Origin of the sequence: Paenibacillus sp. LPE1-1-1.1, from assembly GCF_040676435.1 — a bacterium.
Lineage (GTDB): Bacteria > Bacillota > Bacilli > Paenibacillales > Paenibacillaceae > Pristimantibacillus.
Map to the genome: position 1 here is coordinate 1,383,887 of NZ_JBEGHY010000001.1, position 17,897 is coordinate 1,401,783.

Annotated in this window: 11 protein-coding genes; all 11 read right to left on the reverse strand. The window is 49.3% G+C overall.

The genetic code is table 11. From position 1 onward, the window contains the following. Nucleotides 1-206 precede the first annotated feature (206 nt). The 11 genes from MRBLPE1_RS06030 to MRBLPE1_RS06080 all read right to left on the reverse strand — a co-directional run bounded on the left by MRBLPE1_RS06030 (nucleotide 207) and on the right by MRBLPE1_RS06080 (nucleotide 17,819). Nucleotides 207-1,910 carry a hypothetical protein gene (locus tag MRBLPE1_RS06030; protein WP_364142790.1) on the reverse strand — a complete coding sequence of 568 codons (1,704 nt, stop codon included), beginning with the start codon at nucleotides 1,908-1,910 and terminating at the stop codon, nucleotides 207-209. Between the two features lie 78 nt (nucleotides 1,911-1,988). Continuing rightward, nucleotides 1,989-6,161 (reverse strand): sugar-binding protein, encoded by a 4,173-nt coding sequence (locus MRBLPE1_RS06035; protein ID WP_364142793.1) that lies wholly within the window; start codon nucleotides 6,159-6,161, stop codon nucleotides 1,989-1,991. Nucleotides 6,162-6,265: 104 nt separating this feature from the next. After that, a complete protein-coding gene (locus MRBLPE1_RS06040; protein WP_364142796.1) occupies nucleotides 6,266-7,921 on the reverse strand; it encodes an extracellular solute-binding protein in 1,656 nt (551 codons plus the stop codon). A 107-nt stretch (nucleotides 7,922-8,028) separates the two neighbouring features. After that, nucleotides 8,029-8,913: a carbohydrate ABC transporter permease gene (locus MRBLPE1_RS06045; protein WP_364142799.1), complete on the reverse strand. Its 885-nt coding sequence runs from the start codon at nucleotides 8,911-8,913 to the stop codon at nucleotides 8,029-8,031. A gap of 12 nt (nucleotides 8,914-8,925) precedes the next feature. Beyond that, nucleotides 8,926-9,786, reverse strand: coding sequence for an ABC transporter permease (locus MRBLPE1_RS06050; protein ID WP_364144534.1), 861 nt, complete (start codon nucleotides 9,784-9,786; stop codon nucleotides 8,926-8,928). A 344-nt stretch (nucleotides 9,787-10,130) separates the two neighbouring features. Then, complete coding sequence (locus MRBLPE1_RS06055) at nucleotides 10,131-11,672, reverse strand: response regulator transcription factor (protein WP_364142801.1); 1,542 nt, start codon at nucleotides 11,670-11,672, stop codon at nucleotides 10,131-10,133. After that, nucleotides 11,669-13,444, reverse strand: a complete 1,776-nt coding sequence (locus MRBLPE1_RS06060) for a sensor histidine kinase (protein WP_364142802.1) — start codon at nucleotides 13,442-13,444, stop codon at nucleotides 11,669-11,671. The genes MRBLPE1_RS06055 and MRBLPE1_RS06060 overlap by 4 nt, the downstream gene beginning before the upstream one ends. A gap of 646 nt (nucleotides 13,445-14,090) precedes the next feature. Continuing rightward, a complete protein-coding gene (locus MRBLPE1_RS06065) occupies nucleotides 14,091-14,294 on the reverse strand; it encodes an acyclic terpene utilization AtuA family protein (RefSeq protein WP_364142805.1) in 204 nt (67 codons plus the stop codon). A gap of 406 nt (nucleotides 14,295-14,700) precedes the next feature. Then, a complete protein-coding gene (locus tag MRBLPE1_RS06070) occupies nucleotides 14,701-15,513 on the reverse strand; it encodes a carbohydrate ABC transporter permease (protein ID WP_169082476.1) in 813 nt (270 codons plus the stop codon). A 12-nt stretch (nucleotides 15,514-15,525) separates the two neighbouring features. Further along, nucleotides 15,526-16,413, reverse strand: a complete 888-nt coding sequence (locus MRBLPE1_RS06075) for a carbohydrate ABC transporter permease (protein ID WP_364142808.1) — start codon at nucleotides 16,411-16,413, stop codon at nucleotides 15,526-15,528. An 89-nt stretch (nucleotides 16,414-16,502) separates the two neighbouring features. Beyond that, nucleotides 16,503-17,819: an ABC transporter substrate-binding protein gene (locus tag MRBLPE1_RS06080; RefSeq protein WP_364142811.1), complete on the reverse strand. Its 1,317-nt coding sequence runs from the start codon at nucleotides 17,817-17,819 to the stop codon at nucleotides 16,503-16,505. Nucleotides 17,820-17,897: the final 78 nt, after the last annotated feature.

The window sequence follows — 17,897 nt, forward strand, 5'->3', positions numbered from 1 at the left end:
AAGCCATTTTTGCGGGGCTTTTTCCACTTAGATCCGTCTTCGAACCACCTATTGTTTCTTGTATTGAAGTTAAGACGGGCTTGAACGATCAGAACGTTCGATGATGCTCTATTTCCGCAAGGTCTCTTTCCAAAAAAATCAGCCCCATGCAGATTGCTCTGCCTGGGGCTCCTTCGAGTGTCCAGGGTTTACTTGCAAATGAACATCTAAACATCTCCAGGCTTCAGTGGGATTGTAACCGCCAGTTTCTTCCCTGTCGTTCTTTCAACGGCAGAAACGCTTCTCCTTACCCGGTCCTCTGTAACGGTAATCTCAAGAGGAGCAGCGGCTGAGCGGCCTATTGAAACCGCGAAAAGGAAAGCAGCCGTGCGGATATGGTTAAAATCGAATATACGTTTCTCACCGGAATGAATAACAACATCTACGCACCACAGCTCATTTATCAATGCTGCAGTCCATTGCAGCGGTGTCGGTTCAAGCTCATTCGAATCCTGAAACATCCCGTACAGCAATCGTAACGAGGCTCGGACATTGCCGGCTGTTAGTTCTATTTGATCCGGCTGAACCAGCTTGCATTCCATATCATCCAGATGTCCGCCAACCTCAAAGCGTATGCGCAGATCTTCCGCTTCGATAATGCCGCCCTTCTTATCCAGTACGGGATGCGTATCGCCCCCGTTTGTAAAAAACTGCAGTCCGCCGATCACATCTCCCTCGTGCTGCGCACTTGTTAAAAGCGCAGAGCTGTAATCATAACCGTTTTTTAGGACGCGCAAGTGAATATAGGCCGCTCTTCCCCCGTTATCGAGGTAGGCGATCAGGCTTCGGCACTGGTTCCACATGATCTCCCTGGTGAAGGAACCTAGGGCATACTGCGGCACCATATAAGAATGAGCTGTTTTTTCGAAGCCTTTCTTATCATCGCGATAAAAGATTTCCCGCACTGTGTGAGTTTGCGTTTCCCGAAAATACGGCAGGTATGCTTCCGGGCATCGAATGCCGCTGCCGAACCACTCCGGGGAATACGAGAGCTGTTCCCAAGGCAGGAAGAAAGCCGTACCTTCCGTTACCAGCTGTAGGAATGAGGCCGTTTCAGGCTTCAGCAAGGTGCTGTAACTTCGGCTATGGGGCCCGCACCATTGCTGCAGCCCGGGATGATAGTGCTCGGCAACCATTTTCCAGCAAAGGCCGAGCATCTCGTCACTGATCGCCTTGACCTGCTGGCTGACGGACTCCGTACGCAGCTTGGATAGCTCAAGGATCGTGATGAGCGCGTAAGCCGGGCTGTTATATTCCTGAAAGGTTTGCAGGCGGTTCGTAAAATCACGAAACCATTCCAGCCGCTGTAGACCATATTCATAGTAATCAGCCCGATGATAATGCTCGCCTGCAATGGCCGTGACGAAAGCTCCCATTATCGCGATATTCGTATAAGAAGGTGCTACATTCCGTTTGATAATGGCATCGGAAGCGCGATAAACCGAATGACGGATATCTTCCTTCAGCGGCTCCGGCAGGCGTTTGCCATGACGCTTTTCAGCTTGAAGCAGCAGCTTTCCGCAAAAATCCGCCCAATTCCAGTCCGGCGGAGACATTTGCGACAAAGGCTCCTCCCAAAACCAAGGCCAGATGCCGTATGTATCCTTCTCAGGATCTGTTTCTTGAAGTGAAATGACCGTTCGAAGGATATCAAAGGCTCTCGCTTCGTAAGCGGCGATACCGCTGTCCAGCAGTGCAACGGCATACACAAGGCTCGGATAAGTGGAATGGACATAATCCTTGTTTTTTAAGGTGGTATGGTAGCCTGGACTGCTAAATGGCACCCGAAGAAGCCGAGCCGTAGGGTTATAGTCGGGCTCCCACCGTTCGATACGCTTCAACAGCAAGTTTCGGTGCAAGGTTTCATTCATTATGAATTCCCTCCCTCTCCTCTACTTTCTTTAAAAATGCCCCGCCCCGCAGCAGCTGCGGGACAGGGCGGTTGTCTGTTACTCGATGTTGATTGTGCCTTTGAAGACAGCATTGAGAAGCTCAAAGTCCGGTGCGGGGCCGTCCGCTTGACCTTTCCATAATTGAATGCTAACGCGGCCATTGTTTGTTCCCGTTTCCTGCGTCATTAAACGGATGGTGTACAATTCTCCGTTTATTTTCAGCAGACCTTGAATATATGCTTTTCCGCCTGTTGTCACCACCCAGCTCGATTGAACGTCGATCTTTTGGCTTGTGGAATTTGCTTTCAAGGTCCAATATTTTAAAATTCCGTTTTTGAATTCCACATCCCAATACAGCTTCACTTTCCAGATCGCACCAGGCCCAAACCCGGATGGCAGTTCAACGTCCCCTTTCACTATAAGCCGCTGAGGAGCTGGACCCGTCACGACAATGTTAGATGACGAGCTGGCAGATATAAAGTACGGATTGCCCGAAAGCACTGCACTCACTTCATATAATCCGGCAGGCAGCGTCGTCATGGAGGAAGCGAGCCCCGCAGCGTCGGTTAGAGCCTCGGCAGCATTCGGCGGAAGTACAACCGGTGTTTTTGATCCGTCCGGCTCGATCGCATATACCGCGAATGTAACCCGGAGTCCGCTTAGATTCCCTTGGTAGCCGTCAAAAGGCTCCGATACTTGCGCCGCAAGACAGATTGGTTGACCTGCCGATTCGAGACGGTCGCCCTGATAAGCAATCGAAGCTGTTTCAGGCGATACTATGAGCGACGACGATGAAGCCGAGCCACGAAAATAACGGCTCTCGCTTTGGGCATACCCGGCATCCACCGTGTACGTTCCTGCACCCTGCTGAACAGAATACATCAGGTCAGCTGTTCCTTGCTCATCGGTTACAGCATCCCCCGCCGATTGGCCGTTCACCAGGAAGGAGACGGTTTCCCCTGAGATTGGGATACCATTCCGGTCAGTCAATGTCGCTTCCAGCTTGGCCTGATCACTATACACACCGTTTGCTTGCGAGGCGGCAAGCTTCGTGGAGGCGTAAATCGCAAAGTGTATCTCCTGCAAAGTTTGATTGGATGCATTATCCTCCGCTTCTACTGTCAGCACATATGCCCCTGGTTGCGTTATTGCGGTACCGCTTGCCCAATCAACGCCGTTAAGCTTGATAGAGATATGCTTCACACCGCTTTCCGGGTCATCTACAGACACTTCCGGCATCGCTTGATCCGTATATTCACCGCCATGTTCTACTCCCGTTACGGTAACAACAGGATCGGTATGATCAACGGCAACGGCTTCTATCAGCTTAGCATTGCCCCAAAGTCCGCGATCGAGGTTGTTCCGGTTTGTGCCGTTCCATTCGTATTGCCGCTTCCTGGTGATTCCGTCTTCACTTTCATTAAAGCCGAAATCAAATAAAAATTCCCGGCCGATCTCCGGTTGCATCCGCACCGAATCCCAAGGGAGCGCAGCTTCAAGAATATAGCCCCCGCCGTCTTCCGTTGCTTCCACAATCATCTGAATCGGGCTTTGACGCCCTGTGTTAAACCATAGCCAAAAGTTTGTCTGATCTTCAATCCCCGGGCCCGCGCTAATAATGATCTGCCGGTCGTCGTATAAGAGCGGGCCGGCCATCATAAGCTCACTAGGGCCAAAGAACATCTCTACGCCGTCGCCCTTCCATACATTGGTGTTCGGATTATTATTCATCATCGGCGTCGGTTCGTTGATTTGGGCCGTCACATACAAGTGCTGTTCATCCCACGCAAAGGCATAATCTGCGGTAATGCTGTCTCCCCCGCTGCCCCCGACTCGATTCTCGACCGTTAATGTCGCCTTTCCCTCGGAACCTGCAGGGAAGCCGTTTATTTCCCCGTCGAGCGGAATCGGCTCCGACGTATAAGGGATGTTGATGATTTGATTTTTCCCAGTACCGCTGCCTGGCGGCTCTTCACCGAAATCGTGGTTAAACGACTCTTTCTTACCGAGCATGACATCGTAAATGTCATGATGCGTCTGCATCACGCCGTCCAGAAAGATTTTGTAGGGCCGGTCCGCCACGTTAATTAGTCCGGTGTTGTAGCGTTCTCCGGTCAAGCCTTCAAACCAGCGTCCTGTAGCAGCCTGGTCAACATAGTCAAACCAATGCGTACCGACGATATATCCGAGAGCAGCCGCTTGTTCGACATAATTGCGATAACGCCAAGCGCGTTCCTGTTCATTCGCGGCGGCTCCCGCCACAATCGGATTGAGTCCTTGCTCCGCCGTGCCGTAGCTCCATTCGCTTAACATAATCGGCTTGCCGCCCGACTTCGTATAAATCTCATCCAGCATCGTCACATCAAGGTTAGGCGCATAATGGTTAATGCTGATGACGTCCATATATTTACCGGCTTCTTCTGCCAGGATCCCCCGAATTTTCGTATTCATCATCGGCAAGGTTAGCCACCGGTCGCCGAGCAGCAGGTGGTTCGTATCGTATTTGGCAAAGAGGCGCTTGACCGTGCTGTAATAGGTGTCTAAATATAAATGGAAGAAGTCCTCGATATCCTTGCCGGCCGCCGCCGTATCGATATACAAAGACGCTTCGTTTAAATCCGCAAAGCTTGTATAACCGGTCTCCCAATTCGCATTAAAGGCGGCAATATCGACGTATCTTTCCTGAAGCATCTGGACCAGTCGTTTCTTAATTCCCGTTTGGCTTGCCTTCAGTTTTGGAACCGCGGTGAAAAACTTTTCATAATGGTATTCGTTATCGACAAAGTACCCGATCAGCAAAGGATCGTCCTTTAAGGCAGGCAGCGATGCAGAAAAGGCAGCATCAATCTTGGCTTCCGCATCGTCGGCAAAGATGTCGAATATTTTGATTTCGCTTGGCTTGCTCATGCTGTTGAGGGGAAGCACGAGGGTATACGGCATACCATTCTGCGCTGACAAAGCTCCCGAGCCCCACGCGCCGGCGCTGTTAAAGCCCCATTTTCTGAGCCGTTCGACCGCCTCCGCAAAGAACGCCTCACTCGTCGGAAACGATCCGGTTTTTTTGTACTTATTTGCCATGTAGAAAGAAAATACGTCCTGTGAGCCTTGAAAGGCATTCTGATATTCGCTGTTATAGGGCGGCACCCATTCAAACTTCGTCTCCTGGCCCTTGAGCAAGGTGAAGGTCTCATTATTCGTAATCCCGTTCATGCCTAAGCTGAAATAAGCCGCACCGCTCGGCGATACGAGAATCGGCTTGCCGTTCGCCTGTTGGATGTTGAAGAACCCTGTGGCTTCCAGCTGGAGCGCTTCCTTACTGCCCTTTAAACCGCCCAGCTCATCGAAATCGGATGGCGCCTCAAGACTGCCGTAATAGTCCTGATCCTTCGCAACGTCTGCCCGTAATTCCGCATCACTAAGCACTTTTGTTGGAAAATCGGCTGTTTTGACCTGACCGTACCGGTCAATCAGAATATCCGCTTCTGCGTAGTACTTATAGGTCTTGACCGGACTTGTTATGAATCCTTCCTTGGAAGCATACGTGTCCAGCGTAGTAAATCCGGTAAGCGACAACGGCTCCGTATACGGACTATACTCGATATCGTCATTCAGTTTATAGAATACGGCAGCTCCCGGCGTTGCCGAACTCAAAGCGACGGTAAGCGGCTGATCGCCGATCAGACCGTTCGGCGGATCCGCCATCACCGAACTAACATTTTGGTTAATGACCAGCTTGGATAACTGCGGTGTCCAAGCTTTCGCGTCTCCGATGAACTCAATCTTCAAATATCGCGTATCGGACGGAACCTGCGCGTCCTCGTAAATGACAAGCTGCCAGTTGGACACCGGCGCGCCGGAGCTGAATATCGACGGATTCACTTCGGTAAAGGCCGAGCCGTCGGCAGAAGCATAGAAGCGATGCCCGACCAGCGGCATGCCTGAGCCTATAAAGGAATAGCTGTAAGCCGTAAAGGTGTTGATCGGCATTTCGGTTTTGTAAAGCATATACCCGGTCGCCGTCGTATTTCGGACCATACGGCTGGCATCGTTGCCGAAATAGGATTGATCCGCTGTCTCTATACGGATATTCGAGCGTTGGAGCACTCGCGTAAAGTTGTTCATCTCATCCACAAACCCGTCCACTTCGGCATTAGCTGTAAGCCCCGGGAATACAAGGGTAGCAAAGAGCGACCATAAGCAGATTAAGGCGATAATTTTGCGTAGCTTCATGATGTTGACCTCCCACATGTTTGGTGCGCTTTCAGCCCCTTCATAATGAATTGGAAAGGGACACAGTTGCTGCTTGCTTACTGCATCCCTATCCGACTCCAGCCTTACTTTTGAGACTGCTGCTGCTCCATGACCTCATAAATATCCTTCGCTAAGAATGCATTGTTGCTGTCTTTTGCATACCACTCCTTGAACCAGTCCTCTATCAGTTTCCCATTCCCTTTATCCCAAGTATCCTTCGCATCTTTCGTTGCCTGTTCAGCCGTATACCCTTTGCCGCCCAAAATTCCTTTGATGAACATATCGTCAATCGGCTTCACCATCGGTGCGGAGACTGCTTCAACATCCTCGGGAAGCTGCGGCATATGCTCAGGGTGAGTGATTTCGACATACGGTTTATTTGGATCGGTGTATAATTCCATCGCTTTCTTGTACATGTCGAAGCCTTCCTTCTGCACCGGGTCACTCAGATTGAACCCTGTCTCGAGCTTGCCGCACTGCGTATCGAGAATGGTGCTGCTCATCATCTGGAAGTCACCGTTCCATGCCACCTCTTCCTTGCGCTTATCCATGCTTACCGGTTCCGGGCAGCCATTCGCTCCAGCCTTCCAATGCTCGCCCTCGATACCGTTTCTAAGTGTATTAGCTGTCTCTGGTTTCACCAGGAAGTCGATATATTTCATGACCGCATCCGGGTTTTTCGCGCTCGCATTGACTACGGCTGTCGCTTGAACCGGATTTGAGAAAGCAGGATTGAACTGGCCGGCAGGACTCTTCGGATAAGGAATCGGCGTCACGACGGCGTCCGGCACGTTCTTCTTCAGTGAAGCCAGTTCATTCTGGCTGAAGCTTACCCAGTTGATCTGAAGCGGATAAATACCGACCCTGCCGCCCACAAAATCCTGCTTTGCTTTCGCGCCATTCTTATCGTTCAAGAAATCTTTATCGATGATGCCTTCATCAAACAACCGCTTCTTAAAGTCCGTCACAGCCGTGAAGTTATCCCAGTTGCGGGTCACGGTCCCGTCCTTCACCACCCAGCGGGTCGCTTGAAAGATTTGGTCGATCACTTGACCTGATTGGAAGCTGACCGCGATACCGTAGGTATCCTTCTCTCCGTTGCCGTCAGGGTCGTTCTCGGCAAATGCTTTGGCTACCTGATATAGTTCCTCCGTCGTTTGGGGAATTTGTAAATTCAGCTTTTTCAGCCAGTCCTCACGGATCAGCAGGGCATGGATCGGATAGACCTCGGCCAGCCGTGCGAACTCGTAAATTTTACCGTCCGCCTTCGTACCGACCTTCTTCAGCGCCGGATATTGCTGCAGCATTTGCTTGTACGTCGTGCTGTATTTTTCGATGATATCATCGAGCGGCATAAGCAGTTTTTGATCGATCAACGGATTCTTAATATGAGGCGCATACTCGAATATCAAATCGGGAGCGCTCGAGGAAGCAAATAATACATTCAGCTTCTGCTGAGATTCAAATCGCGGAACCGCAACAAACTTTAGATTCGCCGGACCATTATCGTTCAACCATTTGGTCCAGCGGTTGTCCTCTATAGTTCCTTCTGCAGCCGGAACGGACCCCCTGTCGTAGACGGTTACGGAAATATCTTTTTTTGCTTCGGGTGTCTGTACGTCCGTCACAACCTCAGGTTCAGTCGATGCTGGCGTTTGGGAGCAGCCGGCGAGCAGCAAGCCTAAGATCAAGAGCAGCGCCGCACTTCTTGCAAACCATGGGTTAACCGTATTTTTCATCGCCATTCCCCTTTTCAATAGGATTGAAATCGTACTGTACTCATTACAGCTTCAAATCTTCTTATAATCTCATTCGCATCCCTCCTGCCCTAAGAACACTGAATACTTCACCCCTTCACCGAGCCCAGCAGAGCGCCTTTCACAAAATATTTCTGAACGAACGGATAAACGATGACCATCGGCGCCATTAAGGTGATAATGCCGGCGGCTTTTATCCCTTCCGGAGTAATCTGAGCGGTGTCGTCGGCCTGAATCATTTGTGAGGCGACGACCTCCTGAAGTACGGATTGGCTCTGAATCATGTTTTGCACGAGAACTGTTAGGTTGTATAGATGTGTATCGTTGATATAGATCAGAACGGCCAAGAATGAGTTCCAAAACCCGACCGCGTTAAACAGAGTTAATGTTGCCAGCACGGGCAGCGACAGCGGAAGAATGATGGAACCGAGCAGCCTCCACTCGCCGCAGCCGTCAATTCGGGCCGCATCCTCAATTTCTTCGGGCATCCCGACGAAGAACGTCCGCAGAATCAGGAGATTATACGTATTCACTAATGCCGGCAGCCAGAGCGCCCAATAGGTGTTGATAATCCCCAGAGACTTCATAATCAGATAATTAGGAATCGTGCCTCCGCCGAACATCATCGTGAACAGAAAGGCCAGCATGAAAAAGCGTCTCCCGATAAAATATTTCCTGGCCAGCGGGTAAGCGGTTAGTATCGTGACGATCATCGCAAGCGCTGTTCCTACGACCGTAATAATAATGCTATTTTTGAGCGAATCTAGTATACGCGTTCCTTGGAACAGAGATTGGAATGATTCCATCGTGAAGCCTATAGGCCGAAGTGACACGTTACCGGACATGATCGCATGCGCATCGCTCATGGATAAGGCCAGAATGTGCACTAAAGGCAGCAAGCAGCTTAATCCCAACAAGAGCAGGACGAAATAGTTAATGCCGTAAAACAACTTTTCTCCCAAGGTCGATTTCATCGGTGCACCTCCTTACCACAAGCCTTGATTGAATTTGCGAGCGAAATAATTCGCCGATAATATGAGAACGAGTCCGACGAGATTTTCAAATATACCCATCGCTGCCGTCAGGCTGTATTGTCCTCGAAGTATTCCGATTTGATAGATATAGAGGCTGATGACGTTTGCGACATCGGAAACGACGGCATTTTGCAAGTTATAAATTTGGTCGAAGCCTACATCCATCACTTTACCGACGGACAATATTAACAATAGGATGATTGTCGTGCTGATACCGGGAATCGTTATGTGCCGCATTTGCTGCCATTTATTCGCACCGTCAATACTGCCTGCTTCGTACAAGTGAGGGTCGATACCCGCCAAGGCCGCTAAGTAGATGATAGCCGCGAAGCCCATTTCCTTCCATATGCCTGAGCCCAAATAAATGATCAGCCATGAAACCTTTTCATACATGAAAGGGTATGGTTCTCCGAGAAAGCCTTCCAGCCAGCGGTTGATCGTTCCTGACTCTAAAGCGAACAATGAAAGGACGATGCCGCCGACGATAACCCATGATAGGAAATGCGGTAGATATACAAGCGTCTGTACGACGCGTTTAAACCACATTTTGCGAACCTCGTTTAACATAATGGCTAAAATGATCGGCACCGGAAAACCGACAACAATGCCAAGAATACTGATCATGAACGAATTGCGGATAATTTGGAGAGACTGCGCTTGGTTGAACAGCTGCATGAAATTGTCCATCCCGACCCAGGGACTTCCAAATATGCCGTCACGAAGATTAAAGTCCTTGAAGGCAATAATAATGCCGCCCATAGGCGCGTACTTAAAAATGATATAAAACAAAAGTCCCGGCAAAAACATAATCATGAGCGGAATGTTTTGCTTTATTAGTTTGACAGTGCTTGCTTTAAGCCGTTTGTTCGATTGGGGCCCCGAATCCGTCAGGCTTGACCGAATAACCAACTCCATCACCTCATCTGCGTATCGTTAGATTTATCATAGCGGTATTTTGTAAGCGCTGCCTTGAATTACAGGCTCAAAACCTGTAATTTTTTGAACTGCCCAATCAAGCGTAAACAGCTTCGCCGTCCTCTGGCGGCGAAGCTTCGTTTCGCGGAGAATTCTAAGCAAATATAAGTGTGAAACTTATAAATTCTTAGAATTTTAAAAATGCCGCTTCAAGGGTCCCCCTCAAAACGGCATATAAAAAACTATCGCTTAAACTGCTTGCGGTAATCGCTCGGCGACATCTTATGGAGCAGGCGGAACACGTTCGTAAAATAATTCGGGTCATCGTAGCCGACTGAGGCCGCGATCTCAAGCACCTTCATATCCGTATTCATTAGCAGCATCACGGCCTTTTGCATGCGAATTTGAGTCAAATAAGCACTGTAGTTATCGCCGGTCACTTTCTTGAATAATTTACTATAATACGTCGAGCTGACTTTAAACATCTCGGCCATTTCCGTTAGTGAACAGGTTTCCATGTAATGCTTGTCAAGGTAATCGAGAGAACGGCTGATAATGCTCTCGTTGTTGCGCAGCCTCCATCCTTCGAATCCCGTTATGAATTTCCCCGCTTCACCCCGGGCCCATTCTGCTGCGGCATGCTCCGATTGCAAGCTCTGCAGCCGCTCGATTTGCTTTGCAAAGCCCGGTGTCTCACCGGACTGCTCCAGCTGTTGCTTAGCCACACTATTCATCGCGAAGGCTAGAGCCAGTGCCTCCATCTTGGCATCCTCGGGCGAAAGCGTACCGATTTTAGACACAAGCTCGCTTATTTGGTCATCCAGCTTATCAGGCTGTCCGAGAAGTATGCCTCCGGTAAGCTGCGTTTGAAGCTCCTTCACACGCTGCCTGCTGGCTACCCCGCTGGACAAAAAGGCTGATTCCGACCCTTTTCGTTTCGAGGCAGAAGCTTCTTTCAAAATAAACGATTCGTACAGCGAAGGCGGCTCGTTCAAGCTTGTAACAGGAGGGGTCCAGCTTACCGTCAGACCGATGCCAAGATAGGATTGCACTGCTTCCTCCATTAAACGGCCGAGTGTATTCGCCTCCCTGCCATCCTCTACAATGAAACAAAACCGGTCGAATTCGAGTGAAATGAACGGTCCGGTTAGTTGATGCTGCTGCATCAACTCCGTCAAGATATTGAACAAGGCGAACTGCAGCAGACCCAAATCGTTCGGCCCATAATGCTTATTCACAGAAAAATAATCCTTCACTGCGACAAACAGCAGCCTATTCCCGACCACCCATGACTTCAACCGATGCTCCTCCCCGCGGGTACCGGGAAGCCGGAGAAGCAGCGCCCGCAGCAGCGCTTCCTCTTTCATCCGAAGATCCGCCTCCCGCTCCTCCCTTTTGCGCAAAACGGACTCCAGCCGCTCTTGGGCTTTATGTAGGACCTCCATCAACGTTCGATCATTGCACGGCTTCAGCAGAAAATCGATGACACCGAAGCGGATAGCCATCTGTGCATATTTGAAATCATCATAACCGGTCAAAATGACAACGTCTGTTTGCGCATGCTTGTTATAGATATGCTCCGCCAGCTCAATTCCATCCATTCCCGGCATTCGAATGTCCGTCAGCACCAGGTTCGGCTGTAAAGCTTCCAGAAGCTCAAGTGCTTCATGTCCGTTCTCAGCCTCCCCAACCACCGTCCAGCCTAAGGAATGATCCTCAATCATCTTGCGGAGCCCTTTTCTGAATAACGTTTGATCCTCGACAAGCAGCAGTTTTCCGGTCATTGCAATTCATCACCTCTTAGGGGTAAATATAAATGCACCGTTGTTCCTTGATCGGCGCTGCTTATGATCTCCAACCGATAGGGCAGCCCGTATACCAAATTAATTCGACGCAGGACGCTTTGTACACCAAGCGAATCTCGTTCTCCTGTAAAGTCAGGAGCGCAAATTTTTTCCACCCGTTCCTTGCTCATGCCGCAGCCGTTATCCTCAATTTCGATTTTCAAAAAATCATCGATCCGGTAGGCCCGAATCTCCAGAACCTTAGATGAAGTCCTATCCTTGAAGGCATGAACGAACGCATTTTCCACCAGCGGTTGAAGCAGCAGACGTTGAATTTCACAGTCATATACATCCTCATCCGCATGAATGCGGGCATCGAAACTATTTTCCAGAAAGGCCGCTTGGATACGCAAATAGTTTTCAACCTGCTCCAGCTCCTCGCGAAGCGTTGTTCTTTTTTTAATTCGTTCCAAGGAATACTTGAGCAGCTCAGATAATGAAAACACCAGATTGGCCGAATCCAAGTCGTTCTGTATGTACAGCTTCCAATAGAGTCCGTTTAAGGTGTTATACAGAAAATGAGGGTTTAACTGCGCCTGCAGCGCCTTCAGCTCCGCTTCCCTTTCGCTGATCTGGCTCATATATACCTTTTGAATCATGTCTTGGACGCTGGATGCCATGGAGTTAAAGCTCTCTCCCAAAAAACCAAGCTCATCGTGTGTGCGGGACCGGATCCGAATATTAAATTCACCTTCCCTCATCGTACGCATCGCCCGCACCAGCTCCTTAAGAGGTGACAGCAATCGGCTGCTCAATAAAACAATGAGCAGGCTGCTTAAGCAAATACTGAGGAGCCCAAGCCATAAGCTGATATTTAAGATCAATTGGCTTTCTCGAAAAATATACGACAGCGAAACCCGGCTGATCAGCGTAAACAATATTTCTTTCGAATAGACAGAGGTATAAAAATAGGTAGTATCTCCCTGCTCTTTAATCTTACTGCTATTCCTGCCGCTTAATAACCGCTCGAGTCCCTCCGTATCTTCCTCGGGCCCATCGATATATAGGAGCTTGGCCTGCTGATCGTATAAATAGACGCGTCCATCGTCACCGCTTCCGATTTCACGGAACGAACGGGTCAAGAACTCTTCATTTATGACCATGACGAGCAGTCCGTAGTTCTCGCCTTGGTTACCCTTCATCCAGCGCGACGCGATAATGACGTCCCGGTACCCGCTTTGCTCTATATGACTGGGGATCGATCTTCGCATCCATACCAAGTCACCCTTAGAAGAAGCCAAGGTGCTGTACACATCATGAAAAGCGGCTTGGCTGAGCGGCTCGACCGTTTCTTTCAAAAGGCCGTAATAATAGTTCGTACCGGTTAAATCGTATAAATAAAGCGAGAGCAGCTGCGGAGCATCAAACTTGACCTGCCGAAGCTGCTCCGCGATTTGCTCCTGCTCAAAGTGGCGTTCCGCAATCGAAAGCTCCTCCCTGAAGGTGGACAGCTTCGTAATTATTTTCTCAATCGTCGGATTAAACACAATATAGTTCGAAATACGGTACATTTCCTGAATACGAAGCTCCAGCTGCATCATCGCCTGCTCGCTGGCCTTCACGTACTGTCCCGTCACCTCCTCCTCAAACAACCGAAGATGGGTTCGATAGGAGATTAGTCCGGTCAAGTTGACCGTAAAGAAAATAATGGCTGAAATCCCGAACAGCAGCTTGCTTTTAAAACTAATCTTCTTCCCCCAGCTGGTCCACACGAAGGCAGCCCTCTCTTTCTTATGACTTATCAGAGCAGGAATTGTCAGGAAGTATTTATGTATATTTCTATAAAATGGTTAAATATCCTCCACGAAGGGCACGTCTAGTAGATCGATCTGGAATTAACATTTATTTGTCCGGTCGCAAGTTGACTGCAAGGTATTGCAATTAGATCGGACGTACTATGGACTAATCTAACGCTACTTTAGGATCGCTCTACTAGTTTATGAAGCAACTTCATTAAATAGTGAAGCTGCATTCACTATTTTCGAGCCTCCCCGGAAGCCCCAGCAAAATAGTGAGTCTAACCTCACTAATTCCTCAGAAGTCCGATAAACCGCCTAATATAGGGAGATTCTCCTCACTGAATAATGAAGTTACCTCACAACCACCATCAGTCGGCGCCGTAACATTCATAGGTACAGGTCTCGAATGCGCCACAGCACTGAAATAGAGCTAGAAATTAGATCTATTTCTTCCAAAACTAAAAATTAGCTCTACCTTAAACGTGCTGCTCGACCTCAAGCAACTCTCACCCATCCGGTTAACTGCTAACTTGAGGAACGATTAATTGTAAAAAGCCCCGCTCCTAAGAGTGAGGCTGGATAAAATCGACTGTTCCCCTCGCCGCTAAAAAGGTACCCGCTACTCCCCGGTAAAACGGGGAGAGCGCTTCTCGCGGAACGCCTCCAGCGCCTCCAGCCGGTCTTTCTGGAGAATGGTCAGCGTTAATTCAGCAAGACTATCGAAGCATAGATATTGGACATTCCCTCTCTTCGCCGTCTCGATTGCAGGTAAATTGGAATCCCCATAAAATCCTTGTCCTGCCCCAATCCGTATCTTTTTCATCTCATCCCCCCTCGACTTTTTTCGGCAAATGGCTGCTTATACATGGTCTTCTCTGGCAATCGTTACTTAATAACCATTGTATGGAGCAGTTGAACACCCTATTCGACTTTCTCTTCCGCAAGGCGGCACGACAAAAACATAAAAAAACTCAAGCCTATTTCAGCTTTAGTCAGATTGTTTTTATTTATATGTGATCAACTATACGCAACCTTTTAAATTCATGAATTCTTTACTCAAATGTACATCAGAGATAATAATCATGCACTACTGTGAGGATATCATCACGGAAGAGGAGTGATCCCATGCGGATTGCCGAGTTCCCCTTTACCTGATAAAGAGCTGACAAAAAAGCCATGCGGCTGGAACGTTTTCGCTCCAGCCGCATGGCTTTCCATCTTGCAGGTTACTATTTAATTCCGCTCATCTTAATGCCTTCTACCAGATACTTTTGCGCGACGAAAAACAGAATGAAGGTCGGTATGGCGACGACGACGGCAGCTGCCAGCACGACGTTCCATGGCGTGAAATATCCTCCGCCCACCAAATGCGCGAGCCGCTGCTGGACAACCCATAGGCTCTCGTCCTGTGTAATGATTAACGGCCACATATAAGCATTCCAATTCGTCAGGAAGAAACCGATCGTAAGCGGCACAATGATCGGAACGGACAGCGGCAGCGCCAATCGGAAGAAGGTGCCCGACAAGCTGAGCCCCTCCATATAACCCGCTTCCTCCAGTTCTTTCGGAAAATCCATATAAAACTGACGGAACAGGAAAATACCGTATGCATTGAAAATAGACGGGATAATAAGGCCGGCATACGAGTTGGCCAGCCCTAAGTTTTTCGTAATCAGATAGAGCGGGATCATGATGACGGCGAACGGCACCATGAGCGTGCTTAACATCCAAGCGAACATGATCGCTTTCCCGGGAAAACGAAACCGCGCAAGCGCGTAGCCCGACATCGCATGAAAAATCATTGCAATGACGGTAACGGTGCCGGAAACGATTAAGGAATTGACGATCGAACGGGGCAGCCCCGAACCAATCCACGCTTCTGCGAAGTTGCTGAACTCAAACCCGGTCGGCAATAAGTTGAAATCGAATACGTTTGTTTCGGAACGCAAGGAGCTGATAACGAGCAAATAAATCGGGAAAATCATCACAAGACCTAATAAAACCGCGACAGACGGCAATAGGATTCGATTGTTAATTCTCAAGTTCTTCACCGCCTATTTCCTCAAAGAGAGGAGCTTTAACTGAATAATGGACAAGCAAAAGATAATCAGGAACAGAACAAAGGCGAGTGCGGAAGCATACCCCATGTTAAGAAGCTCAAAGCCCTGCTTAAAAATATAGAGAACGCTCACTTCCGTTGCGTTAGCCGGCCCGCCCTTGGTCATGACGACGATCTGGTCGAATGCCTGAAAGGAGCCGATCATGGTCACGATAAGGATGAAGGTGCTCGTTTCCGTAAGGAGCGGAAACGTGATCCAGCGAAATGCCTTCCAGCCCGTAGCGCCGTCGATTTGCGCCGCCTCATAATAATCTCGCGGTATTTCCTTCATAGCGGATAAGAAGATGATCATGTTATAGCCGACGTTGATCCACAATATAACCCCGACAATGCTAAGCATCGCCTGCGAGGTGGAGCCGAGAAACTGCTGCGGCCCTATGCCTAAGAAACCTAACAGATGATTAATGACGCCGTTTCGCGGATCGAGCATGTACATGCCGATAATGGCGGATATGATGGAGGTAATAGCGAACGGCATGAGAAACATCGTTCTTACCGGACCTACGATTCTCCCCTTCAACGCGTTCAGCAGAACGGCTGAGATCAGCGAGAGCATATAGAGAGACGGGACATATATCACGCTGAACAGCAGCGTCTTGAGCACGGAGTTCCACCATAAATCATCCTGCAGCAGCGCCTTATAGTTAGCAAAGCCGGAGAACACCTTCGGACTTAACGCATTCCAGTCGTGTAAGCTGACATAAAAGGCGTATACGATCGGAATAAATACAAAAGTAAGCAAACCTAATGTGTTAGGGAGCAAAAAAGCATACGCCGTGACCCACTCATTCCTCGTTCTGTCACTTATTCGTTTTGGAGTCACTGAACATCCTCCTTCAATTGGAGCGGTGCAGGCGGAGAACCGCAAACCCGGTCCTCCACCCCCCGCTTCCTTTTCGTTTGATTCATGGATTATTTATTCGCTGCTTGAATCGCTTCGTTGATTTTGCTGTCTACCTGCTGAGCTGCGCCCGCGCCGTCATATTTATCGAACATCACGTACTGCATGGCGTCACCGACAACATCCAGCACTTCAGACGGATAACGCGGCTCCGGAATGGCGGAATCGTAAATTTGCTCCGTGAATACTTTACGCATGCCTTTGCTGTATACTTCTTTCCCCTTCTCGACTACGGATTTACGAGGCGAGTATGCGAATTTAATTTCCGTGCACCATTCAAGCGCACGTTCCGGATCTTCAGCGAACGCCCACATAATGAATTTAGCCGCTTCATCTACATGCTTGCTTTTGCCGTTGACTGCGAACTTCCAGCCGCCCGCATCCGTTGCTGCCTTGCCGCCTTCCGGGATCGGCAGCGGCGCTACGTTAATCGGCACGTCGCCAAACACTTCCTCAGCGCGATTAATTGCCCAGGTACCGACGATTTGCATCGCAGCCGTTTTTTTGCCGAGGTGATCGATCTCCCATGGCCCCTGCTGCAGCTTTGTCGGCGAGATTCCCTCTTTGAAGAAGCGGCCCCAGAAGTCAAGCGCTTTTGCGGTTTCCGGCGTGTTGAAGGTAGACGCCGTCCCGTCCTCGTTCAAGACGTTGCCGCCTTGCTGCCATAGGAACGGATACCATATGAAGTTGAAATAAGGACCTTTATCCGGCGGTAAAATCAAACCTGCCACCTTGTCTGTCGTCAGCTTCTTCGATGCGGCGTACAGCTCATCCCATGTTTTCGGAACCTCGACGCCCGCGTCCTTCAGCATCTGTTCGTTATAATAAAGACCAAGAAGCTCAAGCTCGTACGGCAGAGCCAATATTTTGCCGTCTACAGTTACCGCATCCAGCGAGGCAGGCAGGAAATCCTCCTTTGCGCCTTCAGGGAAGTACGGTGACAAGTCAGCCATCAAACCGGATTTGGAAAATTTCATAAAATCGCCGGGACTGATCATGTAAATATCCGGGCCTTCGCCGGAAGCAAATCCGGTCGGAAGCTTCGTTGTCGTGTAATCCGTTTGGTTAAAAGTGGAATACTCAATGACGACGTTATCTTGAACCTTGTTGTACTCATCGACCAAGCCCTTGAAGAACTCCTCTTCTTTCTCTGAATGGAAGTCCCAAAATTTCAGCTTGACCTTTTCGCCCGCGTCCGCTGTTTTTCCTGTATTGGCTGTGTTATTGCTGGCAGGCTCCCCTCCATTGTTCGAATTTCCGCATGCAACCTGCAGCATAAGCAGCAGCGTCAATACGGCAAAACCAAGCCCTTTCCATCTTTTCCCCATTTGTTTGTAACCCCTTTCAATCAATATAGCCCAAGTGTAATCCACTTGGGCTAGGGCATATAACGGGAAATATTTACG